The organism is Actinoplanes sp. NPDC051861 (assembly GCF_040681145.1).
In the GTDB taxonomy this organism is placed as follows: Bacteria; Actinomycetota; Actinomycetes; order Mycobacteriales; family Micromonosporaceae; genus Actinoplanes.
Genome location: NZ_JBFAYE010000036.1, coordinates 62,978 through 74,853 on the forward strand (window position 1 = coordinate 62,978; position 11,876 = coordinate 74,853).

An 11,876-nucleotide genomic window follows, 5' to 3' on the forward strand; every position below is an offset into this window, starting at 1 on the left:
CGGTATTGGTGTCAGATACGCGCGCGAGCAGCGGCGATGCGGGAGAGCGTGCGCTCGCGGCCGAGCACCTCGAGCGACTCGAAAAGCGGGAGGCCGATGGTGCGGCCGGTCGCGGCGACGCGTACCGGAGCCTGGGTCTTGCCCAATTTGAGACCTCGCGCCTCACCGACTGCCTCGAGCGCCGCCTTGAGCGCCTCGGCGCTCCATTCCGCAAGAGCGCCGAAGGCGGTCGCCGCGTCGTCCAGAATGTCAGAAGCGCCATCCTTCATGGCCTTTGCCCAGGATGCCTCGTCGTGCACCGGCTCGTCGAGGAAGAGGAAGTCCACGTAGTCGACGATTTCGGACAGCACCGCGATCCGGGTCTGCGCGAGCGGGGCGATCGTGGCGAAGACCTCGGTGTCGAACGCGCCGGCCGGCCACGGCGGCGCCGGGATGGTCTCGGTCCCGGTCAGCCACGGCGCGCAGACCTGGGTGAACTCGCTCGGCGTGAGGGCGCGGATGTACTCGCCGTTGAACGCCCGCAGCTTCTTTACGTCGAAGAAGGCCGGGGCGTGGTTGACGTCCTCGATCCGGTACTCCTCCTCGACCACCGACCAGGGAACGATCTCCCGGTCGCCGGTGGGCGCCCAGCCGAGCAGCATCAGGTAGTTGCGCATCGCGGCGGCGAGGTAGCCCTCGTCCCGGTACGACTCGAGGGCGACCTTGTCCCGCCGCTTCGACAGCTTCTGCCGCTTCTCGTTGACGATGACCGGCACGTGGCCCCAGACCGGGGGAGTGACGCCGAGCGCCTCCCACAGCAGCTGCTGCTTCGGCGTGTTGGGCAGGTGCTCCTCGGCCCGGAACACGTGGGTGATGCCCATGCTCATGTCGTCGACGACGTTGGCCAGCAGGAACACCGCCGAGCCGTCGCTGCGGGCGATGACGAAGTCCTCGATCAGCTTGTTCTCGAAAGTGGGCTTGCCGCGGACCAGGTCCACCACGACCGTCTCGCCCTCGTCGGGTGTGCGGAAGCGCAGGGCGCGGCCCTCACCGGGGCCGAGCGCGCGCTCGCGGCAGAAGCCGTCGTAGCCGGTGTGGGTGTTGCCGGTGCGGGCGACCACGTCCTCGCGCTTGCAGTCGCAGTAGTACGCCTTGGCCTCGGCGTAGAGGCGGGTGGCCGCGGCCGTGTGGTCGGCGGCGTAGGAGGACTGGAAGTACGGACCCTCGTACGTCCCTCGTTCGATACCGATCCAGTCGAGTGCCGAGATGATGCCCTCGGTCCACTCGGGCCGGTTGCGTGCCGCGTCGGTGTCCTCGATCCGGAGCACGAAGACACCGCCGTGCTGCTGTGCGTAGATCCAGTTCTGCAGCGCGGAGCGGGCTCCACCGACGTGGAACATGCCGGTGGGAGAGGGCGCGAAACGTACGCGAACAGTCACGGGGTCAGCGTACCGGGCACCGTACTTTACGAGTATGTTAATTACGTGGCCGAGATGCGCAGGATCGTGGCGGTGGAGTACGTGACGCTTGACGGCGTCTTCGAGAACCCGGCCTGGAGCGGCCCCTACTTCAACGAGGAGCTCAGCGGCTGGCAGGACGCGAACCTGCGAGAGGCCGACGCGCTTCTGCTGGGCCGCAAGACCTACGAGGGCTTCAAGGCCGCCTGGCCACAGATGGAGGAGCAGACCGGGCACTTCGGCGTGAAGATGAACTCGATGCCCAAGCACGTCGCCACCACTACGCTGACCGAGCCGGAGTGGAACGCGTCGTTCCTGCCGGGCGAGGTCGCCGACGCGGTGAAAGGGCTCGAGGGCAACCTCCTGATCAACGGCAGCGGCTCGCTGGTCAACTACCTGACCCGGCACAACCTGATCGACGAGTATCGGATCATGATCTTCCCGGTCGTCGAGGGCGAGGGTGCCCGGCTCTGGGAGGCCGGCACCAGGATCGCGCTGAAGCTGACCGACTCGTGGAAGACCGCCACCGGCGTGGAGGTCGTCACGTACGTCCCGGCCTAGAGCCTGTTGGGAAGCCGGGCGAGTGCGAGGCGAGGTCAGGAGTGTGGCTGGCAACGGCCGCGAAATGCCCGCATACCGGTGTTGTATGTGGGCATTTCGCGGACGCTGCCAGGCGCGCTCCTGACCACGCCGCAGCCCCGGCCGGCTTCCCAACAGGCTCTAGACGGTGAACCGGCCGACCAGGTCCTCGAGGCGGTGTGCGGTGCCGGACAGCTCGGCCGCCGCCCGCTCCGCCTCGGCCACCGACTGCCGGGTGCCCTCCATCGCGCCGCTCACCGTGCCGATGCCCTGCGCGATCTCCCGGCTGCCCTGCGCCGCCTCGGAGATGTTGCGGGCCATCTCGGCGGTCGTGGCGGCCTGTTCCTCGACCGCCGCCGCGATGGCCGTCTGAAAGTCGTTGACCTGCGCGATCCGGGCCGAGATCGCGTCGATGGCGGTGACCGCGCGGGCGGTGTCCGCCTCGATCGCGGCCACCCGGCTCGTCACGTCCTCGGTGGCCCGCGCGGTCTCCTGGGCCAGCTCTTTGACCTCGCCGGCCACGACCGCGAAGCCCTTGCCGGTCTCGCCGGCCCGGGCGGCCTCGATGGTGGCGTTCAGCGCGAGCAGGTTGGTCTGCTCGGCGATCGTGGCGATCAGCTGCACCACGTCGGTGATCTTGGCGGTCGAGGACCGCAGCTCGGCGATGACGCCCGCCGCCGCCGAGGTGAGGCCGACGCCGTCCCGCCCGGCCTGCGCGGCCTCCTGGGCGTTGTGCGAGATCTCGGTGATCGACGCGCCCATCTCGTCGGCGCCGGCGGCCACCGTCTGCACGACGTGCGAGACCGTGTCGGCGGAGACGTTCACCGACCCGGCCCGGTCCGCGGCGGTGTCGGCGGCCGCGGAGAGCGCACCGCCGGCGGCGGCGACCCGGCGGGCCGTGCCGGCCACCTCACCCGAGGCGCTGGTGACCGCCTGCATGACCGTACGCAACTCGCCCACCGCCGTGTCCAGGGCCGCGCTCGCCTCCCCGATCTCGTCGCGCCCGGCGTCCCGGACCGTCACCGTCAGGTCCCGCCCGGCCAGTCGCGTCAGCGCACCGGTCAGCCGGGACACCCTCCCGGCCAGCCGTGACGCCTGCAGGAAGGCGGCCGCCGCACCCGCCAGGGCCAGCAGCACCGCCGCGCCCACGAACCAGGTGAGCATCTGGCCGCGGCCCTCGCGCACCGTGGTCACCGCGCGCTCCGCGTCGGCGTCGTACCCGCCGACCGTGACCGCCCACTGGTAGGGGGCGTAGTAGGCGACCGTCGTCGTGGTGTTGCCGGCCTCGGCGCCACCCGTACCGGGCAGCTGGTACGTGGTCCGCCACGTCGCGCCGTCGGCCAGCTGGGGCGCCTGCGCGACGATCTCCTGGACGTATTTGGTGCCGTCCGCGTCGGCGGCCTCCAGGTCGGTGGTGCCGGCCACGCCGTCGATGCTGGAGGCGACGACCCGGCCGAGGTCCGCCGCCGCGGTGCTGTAGATGTTGATCCAGCCGTTCTCCCGGACGGACTGGGCGGCGATCGTCGCGGTCAGGTTCTCCAGCGCCTCGGACTGCGGAACGCCGACGTAGATCGCCCCGATCACCTCGCCGGCCGCGTTCTTGATCGGGTCGTAGACGCTGATGTACGGCACACCCACCACCAGGGCCACCCCGCGGTACGCCTTGCCCTCCTTGATGGCCGTGGGCACCGCGTTCGGCTTGCCCTCCGGCGTGACGGCCGGGATGTACGTGCCGATCACCCGGTTGCCGTCCTTGCCGCGGATCGTGGTGGCCACCCGGAGCAGGTCGCCCGCGCTGTTGATCCGCTGGAAGAGCGTGATCTTCCCGTCCGCCAGCGCCTCGGCGTCGTCCACGAACGGCGTGGCCCGGTTCGGGTTCTTGTTCTGGCCGAGCCACGTGCCGTCGACCGTGACACGAGGCAGGGTGACCTGCTTCTTCTCCTGGTTCACCTGGTTCACCGCGGTCCAGGTCGCGGTCCCCTCGGTGAGCTCCACCCCGCCGCGCTGCCGCAGCAGTCCGGCGGCGCTGGTCAGGCCCACGTCCACGCCGTGCTGGATCTCGTCACCGACGGTCTGCACCAGCGCGGTGACGTCGGCGGTGGTCCGGTCCAGTTCGGCCGCGTTCTGCCGGAGCACCTCCCGCTCGGTGCTGTCGGCGAACCGGCCGCTCTGCCAGGCGCCGACCATCACCAGCACGAGCGCGGTGACGAGGACGGCGCCCAGTCCCAGAATCATGAGCTTGTGAACGATACGAAGGCGCACATCGGTCCCATCGGCACTTCCCGGCCGGAAACTGAGGCGGCCCGCCGCATTCGCGACGGGCCACCCCAAATATGTGCGAACTAGCTGTCGCCGCCGGTCTCGCCCACGGGTGCGGCGCTGACGTCGTCGATCGCGTACTTCTGGGCCGCCTCGGCCGGGACGTGCGCCGCCACCTGGCCGCGCAGTGCCAGCTCCCGCAGCGTCGCCACGGTCACCGACTCGCCGTCCACGTGGAAGTGGCGGCGCAGCGCGTGCCGGGTGTCGCTCATGCCGAAGCCGTCGGTGCCCAGCGAGGTGTACCCGTTCGGGATCCAGCGGCTGACCAGGTCGGGAACCGCCCGCATCCAGTCGCTGACCGCCACCGACGGGCCCTGCGCGCCCTCGAGCTTCTGCTGCACGTACGGCTTGCGCGGCTTCTCGCCCGGGTGGAGCAGGTTCCACTCCTCGGCCTCGATGGCGTCGCGGCGCAGCTCGGTCCACGAGGTGACCGAGTAGACGTCGGCGCTCACGCCCCAGTCCTGGGCGAGCAGCTCCTGTGCCTTGAGCGCCCACCGCATGCCGGTGCCGGAGGCCAGCAGCTGCGCTTTCGGCCCGTTGGTCTGCCGGCCCTCGCTGAACCGGTAGATGCCCTTGAGCAGGCCCTCGGTGTCCAGCCCTTCCGGCTCGGCGGGCTGGATGGCCGGCTCGTTGTAGATGGTGAGGTAGTAGAAGATGTTCTCCTGCTGCTCGCCGTACATCCGGTGCAGGCCGTTCTCGACGATGTGCGCGATCTCGAACGCGAACGCCGGGTCGTACGCCACCACGGCCGGGTTGGTCGCCGCGATCAGCAGCGAGTGCCCGTCCTCGTGCTGCAGGCCCTCACCGTTGAGCGTGGTCCGCCCGGCGGTGGCGCCGAGCAGGAAGCCGCGCGTCATCTGGTCCGCGGCCGCCCACAGCTCGTCGGCGGTCCGCTGGAAGCCGAACATCGAGTAGAAGATGTACAGCGGGATCATCGGCTCGTCGTGCGTGGCGTACGACGTACCGGCCGCGATGAAGCTCGCCGTCGAACCCGCCTCGTTGATGCCCTCGTGCAGGATCTGGCCGTTGGTCGCCTCCTTGTAGGACAGGAACAGCTCCCGGTCCACGGAGGTGTACGTCTGGCCGTGCGGCGAGTAGATCTTCTTCGTCGGGAAGAGCGAGTCCATGCCGAACGTGCGGGCCTCGTCCGGGATGATCGGGACCCACCGGGCGCCGAACTCCTTGTCCTTCATGAGGTCCTTGAGCAGGCGGACGAACGCCATCGTGGTGGCGACCTTCTGCTTGCCGCTGCCGCGCTTGATGTCGCCGAACGCCTTCGAGTCCGGGATCGCCAGTGACTTGGCCTTGGTCCGCCGGGTCGGCACGTAACCGCCCAGGTCCCGCCGCCGCTGCTGCAGGTACTGGATCTCGTCGGACTTCTCGCCGGGGTGGTAGTACGGCGGAAGGTACGGGTTCTCCTCGAGCTGCTTGTCGCTGATGTCGAGGTAGAGCCGGTCCCGGAAGCCCTTGAGGTCCTCCAGGGTCAGCTTCTTCATCTGGTGCGTGGCGTTGCGGGCCTCGAAGTGCGAGCCCAGCGTCCAGCCCTTGATCGTCTTGGCGAGGATCACGGTCGGCTGGCCGGTGTGTTCGGTGGCCGCCTTGTACGCCGCGTACAGCTTGCGGTAGTCGTGGCCGCCGCGCTTGAGGTTCCAGATCTCGTCGTCGGTGAAGGAGTCGACGAGCTTGCGGGTCCGCGGGTCACGGCCGAAGAAGTGCTCCCGCACATACGCCCCGGACTCGCCCTTGTAGGTCTGGTAGTCACCGTCGGGCGTCACGTTCATCAGGTTGACCAGCGCGCCGTCGGTGTCCGCGGCGAGCAGCTGGTCCCACTCCCGGCCCCAGACGACCTTGATGACGTTCCATCCGGCGCCGCGGAAGAAGGCCTCCAGCTCCTGGATGACCTTGCCGTTGCCGCGGACCGGGCCGTCCAGGCGCTGCAGGTTGCAGTTCACCACGAAGGTGAGGTTGTCCAGTTCCTCGCGGGCGGCCAGGCCGATCGCGCCGAGCGACTCGACCTCGTCCATCTCGCCGTCGCCCAGGAACGCCCAGACGTGCTGCTGGCTGGTGTCCTTGATGCCGCGGTTGTGCAGGTAGCGGTTGTAGCGGGCCTGGTAGATCGCGTTCAGCGGGCCGAGACCCATGCTGACCGTCGGGAACTCCCAGAAGTTCGGCATCAGCCGCGGGTGCGGGTAGGAGGGCAGACCGCCTCCGGGGTGGGACAGCTCCTGCCGGAAGCCGTCGAGCTGATCGGAGCTCAGGCGGCCCTCGAGGTACGCCCGCGCGTACATGCCCGGGGAGGCGTGACCCTGGAAGAAGATGTGGTCGCCGCCGCCGGGGTGGTCCTTGCCGCGGAAGAAGTGGTTCATGCCGACCTCGTAGAGGCTGGCCGACGACGCGTACGTCGAGATGTGGCCGCCGACGCCGATCTCCGGGCGCTGCGCGCGGTGCACCAGCATGGCGGCGTTCCACCGGATGTACGCCCGGATCCGGCGCTCGACGAACTCGTCACCGGGGAACCAGGGCTCGCGCTCCGGCGGGATGGTGTTGATGTAGTCGGTGGACGTCAGTGGCGGAACGCCGACCTGTCGCTCCCGGGCCCGCTCCAGCAGGCGCAACATCACATAACGGGCTCTTTTGGCGCCGCGTTCGTCGATGACTCCGTTGAGCGACTCGACCCATTCGTTGGTCTCTTCGGGGTCGATGTCGGGAAGCTGGCTCGGCAGGCCATCGCTGATCACCGGGCGCTTGCGCTCCGTGGCCACAGGCAATCCTCTTGGGTGTGAGTGTCGGGCTCCTAGCGACCTAGGTGGCGAATCGCTCGGAATTGGCTTCCATCCTGCCCCCTTACGGTGTGCCTCGTCACGCCTACCCGGTGTCTCAGCGATGCGCGACACATGTACTGACCAGTAACTTCACCCTTCCATGAAGGAGAACCGCACCTGACGCGTGGGGTTGTCACCGTTCGTGTCGACGAGACAGATCGACTGCCACGTGCCGAGCGCGATGCGGCCGCCGATCACGGGCAGGGTCGCGTACGGCGGGATCCACGCCGGAAGGACGTGATCGCGGCCGTGACCGCGCGATCCGTGCCGGTGCCGCCACTTGTCCTCGGCGGGCAGCAGGTCCTCGATCGCGGTCAGCAGGTCGTCGTCCGAGCCGGCGCCGGTCTCGATGATCGCCAGTCCGGCGGTCGCGTGCGGGACGAAGATGTGCAGCAACCCGTCCTTCTCGGACGCGGCGAACCGCTCGGCCTCGCGGGTGATGTCGCGGACCACGGGGCTCCCGCCGGTCCGCACGGTGATCACTTCAGTGCGCATGACTCCCTGTATAGATCTCTCATGTGTAGAGATCCAGGACGAGGAACAGGAGGGCGGTACCGGCGAGCCAGGTGAGGCAGAGCGCCAACCGCAAGATCATGTCCTGAGTACACCATGATCGACATTTCTGCACTGGCAGGGCTGGCACGTGTCGGCGATGCTGAATCGCGTGACCACCCCGCAAAACCTCGACGAGCGGTTCCGCGATGCGGTCTCGGCCCTGCGGCCACCGGAGGACGGGCGTGTTCCCGGCGATCCGGTCCGCGAGGACAGCACCCTGACCGGCGCGCGTGCCCGTGACCTCTTCGACGCCCAGCTCACCGCCCGACATCTAGATCTAGCCGCACGCTGGCTGCGCAGCTTCAACGAGGGATTCCAGACGGTCGGATCGGCCGGGCACGAGGGCAATGCCGCGGTCGCCGCGGCATTGCGCGGCGACGACCCGGTCTTTCTGCATCAGCGTTCGGCGGCCTTTTATTGCGTACGCCTGGCGCAGCGCCCGGACGACGTCGGCGGTGACCGGCTGCGCGGCCTCGAGGAGGCCGCCCGTGACGTGCTGCGCGGTGTGGTCGCGTCCGTCCGCGACCCCATCACCGGCGGGCGGGACAAGGTGTTCGGCAACCCCGAGTTGCATCTCGTGCCGGCGGTGTCCACCCTGGCCGCCCACCTGCCCCGCGCGGTCGGCCTGGCCCGTGCCCTGCCCGCCGACGGCTCCGGGCCGTGGCCGGGCGACGCGATCGTGGCCGCCTCCTTCGGTGACGCCGGTGCCGGCCGTCCCGCCGGTGCCGCGGCCCTGCAGGCGGCCGGGTGGTACAGCCGGTCCGGCGGCCTGCCGCTGCTGCTGATCTGCGAGGACAACGGCCCGGACGACTGGACCGCGTCGGCGCTGCGGGGCCGTCCCGGGCTGCGCTACTCCTTCGCCGACGGCTGCGACCTGGCCGCCGTCTTCGACGCCGCCACCGAGGCGGCCGAGTTCGTCCGCACCGAGCGCCGCCCCGCGCTGCTGCACCTGTCCACCGTCCACCTGCTCGCCCAGCCTGGCCCGGAGGTCGAGCCCGGCGCGGACCGCGACCCGCTGATCGGCACCGCCCGCCTGCTCGTCGAGGCCGGCCTGCTCGGGCCGGACGAGGTGATCACCCGTTACGACGAGGTGGGCTGGCTGGTCCGCAAGGCCGCCGAGGAGGTGCTCGGCGAGCCGAAACTCGTCTCGATCGGTGAGATCGTCGCCTCCCTGGCGCCCCGGCGCCCCCTCCGGGTGGCACACGCCGTCACCGAGGGCGGCGAACGGGCCGCCGGGCCGAAGGCGGCCGCCCGCCGGCAGATCTTCGGCGGCAACCTGCCCGAGCAGGCCGGTCCGATGACCCTCGCTCAGACGATCAACGCCGCGTTGACCGACGCGCTGGCCGCCAACCCCGGCCTCATGGTGCTCGGCGCCGGCGGCGCGCACGGCGTCACCGCCGGTCTGCGGGAACGCGGTGGCGACCGGGTCGTGGAGAGCCTTCCGGACGCGACCACGATCCTCGGGCTCGCGCTCGGCGCCGGGCTGGCCGGGCGGCTCCCGGTGGCCGAGCTCGACGGCCTGGCCGCGCTGCACGACGCCGGGGAACAGCTGCGCGGTGAGGCGGCGCTGATGTCGTTCCTCTCCGCGGGGGCGTACCGCAACCCACTGGTCCTGCGCGTGCCGGCGCTGGCCCAGCCGTTCGGCCTCGGCGGGCACGCCGTCAACGACAACTCGGTGGCCGCTCTGCGCGACGTACCCGGCCTGGTGGTGGCCGTGCCGTCCCGGGCCGAGGACGCCGCGCCGATGTTGCGCTCCTGCCTGGCCGCCGCCGACGTGGACGGCAGCGTCTGTGTCTTCCTCGAGCCGGTCGCCCTCTACCAGACGAGGGACCTCTATCAACAAGGCGACAGTGAGTGGCTGGCTCCCTACGCGGCACCCGACACGTGGGCCGGCGGGCACATTCCGATCGGCCGCGCGCGCATCTACGGGATGGGTAACACCCAGGACCTCACGATCGTGACGTACGGCAATGGCGTCCGGATGTCTCTCCGTGTCGCTGCCCAACTCGCCGCCGAGGGGTACGGTTCGCGGGTGGTCGACCTCCGCTGGCTCAATCCGCTTCCCACCGCTGACCTGCTACGAGAGGCCACCGCCACCGGCCGCGTGCTCATCGTGGACGAGACGAGGCGCTCGGGCGGCGTCGGCGAGGGCGTTCTGGCCGCGCTGGTCGATGGGGCATTTGTCGGATCTGCCCGTCGGGTCGCGGCCGCCGATTCACCCGTTCCGCTCGGTCCTGCCGCCCAACAGGTTCTGGTGGGAGAGGATGCCATCACACAGGGTGCCCACGCCCTGCTGGCGCGGTAAATTCCCACACACTCGGTGCGCCACTTGCGCACCGGCCCCGGAATGTGTGGACTACCCCCAGGTTCCGGTGGATTTCACGGCTAGGAGGATTTGGACAGTGAGCGCGACCGCGGGTCAGGCCGACGGCGTACGCAGCCTGGCGGACCGGTTCGGCTTCGAGCCGAACATGGTGGTCATGGAGATGGGATACGACGAGGACGTCGACGAGGATCTCCGTGAGGCCCTGACCGAACGCGTCGGAGAGCTGGTCGACGAGGACACCGACGAGGTGGTCGACGCGGTGCTGTTGTGGTACCGCGACGGCGACGAGGACCTCTTCGAAATCTTGACCGACGCACTCGGCCCACTCGCCGACAACGGCGTGGTGTGGCTGCTGACCCCCAAGGCAGGCCGCGACGGACACGTCGAGCCGAGCGAGATCAGTGAGGCGGCGCCCACCGCCGGCCTCCAGCAGACCTCGACGGTCAACGCCGGCAAGGACTGGACCGGCGCACGTCTGGTCACCCCGCGGGGCGCCAAGAAGAAGTAGCTCTCACTGCCACCTCGCCGAGGTCGGCGTCCGCAGGCATAAGCTGAGCGGATGCCGATCTCCGTTGGCGTGCCGGCGCCGGACTTCACCCTCAAGGACCAGAACAACCAAGAGGTACGCCTCTCCGACTTTCACAGTCGCAAGGCGGTCCTGCTGGTCTTCTACCCCCTCGCGTTCAGCCGCCGCTGCCACGGCGAACTGACCGAGGTCCAGGAGAACCTCCCGGCGTACGCCAACGACGACGTCCAGGTCCTCACGGTCAGCGTGGACTCGGTCTACAGCCACAAGGTCTGGGCGCTCCAGGAGGGCTTCGACTTCCCGTTGCTCGCCGACTTCTGGCCACACGGCGCCGTCGCCCGGTCCTACGGCGTCTTCAACACCGAAACCGGCTTCGCCAACCGCGGCACCTTCCTGATCGCCCCCGACGGCCTCATCCGCTTCGCCGAGGAACTGACCCCCGGCGAAACCCGCGACCAGCAGGCCTGGCACACAGCCCTCGCCACCCTGAAACCCTGATCCGCGACAGGGTACGATGACCACTCCGGTTCGCCGAGAATCGGGCGCGTAGCTCAGTGGGAGAGCACTCGCCTTACAAGCGAGGGGTCGCAGGTTCGAAACCTGCCGCGCCCACCATCTGACCAGCGGTGGTTCGACGGCCCGCTTGGTCTCACTCCTGGTCTCGGTCACTCTCCCAGACCAGTCCCACAACCCGATCCACGGTCCCGCCGGCCAACCGGGTCGCCGCCCCGCGTCCTGTGCGGAACCGAGTGCCGCCATGGCCGCAGTTGGTTTCCGCGTTCTTCAGTCGCCGCCCCGGGGCCCCTCCACGAACCCGTAGCGCGGGGATTCGGGCGTCATGGGCACCTGAATTCCCACATCATCGGCGGCCACGCGGACGGCGGGCTGACAGCCGGGGGCGGGTGGCGTGTGCCGGTGGCGGTCGACGCGCGCGTGGGTTGGGCCGGCAGGACGAGAGAGCTGACGACGCGCTGGGACGGCCGCGCTGGGACGGCCGCGCTGCGTGGGGTGGTGCTGCGTGGGGTGGTGCTGCGCGGCGTGGCGCTGGGTGGGGTGGTGCTGCGCGGCGTGGCGCTGGGCGGCGTGGCGCTGGGTGGGGTGGTGCTGGGCGGCGTGGCGCTGGGCGGCGTGGCGCTGGGTGGGGTGGTGCTGCGCGGCGTGGTGCTGCGCGGCGTGGCGCTGGGTGGGGTGGTGCTGCGCGGCGTGGCGCTGGGCGGCGTGGCGGTGAGTGGCGTGGCGGTGAGTGGCGTGGCGGTGTGGGTGGGGTGGGCGCGGGGGGGGGGGGGGGGGGGCGGCCGGGGGGGGGGGGAGGT

9 protein-coding genes and 1 tRNA gene are annotated in these 11,876 nt (G+C 70.1%); 6 read left to right on the top strand and 4 right to left on the bottom strand.

The genetic code is table 11. The annotated features are described in order from the left end of the window. Positions 1–11: 11 nt before the first annotated feature. A complete protein-coding gene (gene gltX, locus AB0M02_RS45895; RefSeq protein ID WP_364238839.1) occupies positions 12–1,418 on the bottom strand; it encodes a glutamate--tRNA ligase in 1,407 nt (468 codons plus the stop codon). 54 nt (positions 1,419–1,472) lie between these two features. Between gltX and AB0M02_RS45900 the strand changes: the two genes are divergently transcribed. Next, positions 1,473–1,997, top strand: a complete 525-nt coding sequence (locus AB0M02_RS45900; protein WP_364238847.1) for a dihydrofolate reductase family protein — start codon at positions 1,473–1,475, stop codon at positions 1,995–1,997. Between the two features lie 159 nt (positions 1,998–2,156). On the opposite strand, the gene AB0M02_RS45905 is transcribed toward AB0M02_RS45900, so the two are convergent. The 3 genes from AB0M02_RS45905 to AB0M02_RS45915 form a co-directional block, all read right to left on the bottom strand. Beyond that, a complete protein-coding gene (locus tag AB0M02_RS45905; protein WP_364238840.1) occupies positions 2,157–4,250 on the bottom strand; it encodes a methyl-accepting chemotaxis protein in 2,094 nt (697 codons plus the stop codon). 107 nt (positions 4,251–4,357) lie between these two features. Next, positions 4,358–7,096, bottom strand: a complete 2,739-nt coding sequence (aceE, locus tag AB0M02_RS45910; RefSeq protein ID WP_364238841.1) for a pyruvate dehydrogenase (acetyl-transferring), homodimeric type — start codon at positions 7,094–7,096, stop codon at positions 4,358–4,360. Between the two features lie 150 nt (positions 7,097–7,246). Beyond that, entirely contained in the window at positions 7,247–7,651 is a 405-nt protein-coding gene (locus tag AB0M02_RS45915; RefSeq protein ID WP_364238842.1) for a YjbQ family protein, read from the bottom strand. A gap of 157 nt (positions 7,652–7,808) precedes the next feature. Here AB0M02_RS45915 and AB0M02_RS45920 point away from each other — a divergent pair, with 157 nt between their 5' ends. From AB0M02_RS45920 to AB0M02_RS45940, 5 genes are all read left to right on the top strand, one after another. Further along, positions 7,809–10,016: a transketolase C-terminal domain-containing protein gene (locus tag AB0M02_RS45920; RefSeq protein ID WP_364238843.1), complete on the top strand. Its 2,208-nt coding sequence runs from the start codon at positions 7,809–7,811 to the stop codon at positions 10,014–10,016. 97 nt (positions 10,017–10,113) lie between these two features. Continuing rightward, positions 10,114–10,545, top strand: a complete 432-nt coding sequence (locus AB0M02_RS45925) for a DUF3052 domain-containing protein (RefSeq protein ID WP_364238844.1) — start codon at positions 10,114–10,116, stop codon at positions 10,543–10,545. Between the two features lie 51 nt (positions 10,546–10,596). Further along, positions 10,597–11,061: a peroxiredoxin gene (locus AB0M02_RS45930; RefSeq protein ID WP_364238845.1), complete on the top strand. Its 465-nt coding sequence runs from the start codon at positions 10,597–10,599 to the stop codon at positions 11,059–11,061. A 42-nt stretch (positions 11,062–11,103) separates the two neighbouring features. Further along, positions 11,104–11,178 (top strand) — tRNA-Val (locus tag AB0M02_RS45935). A gap of 300 nt (positions 11,179–11,478) precedes the next feature. Beyond that, positions 11,479–11,876: hypothetical protein (locus tag AB0M02_RS45940; protein ID WP_364238846.1), on the top strand; the 398-nt coding region annotated here is incomplete at its 3' end.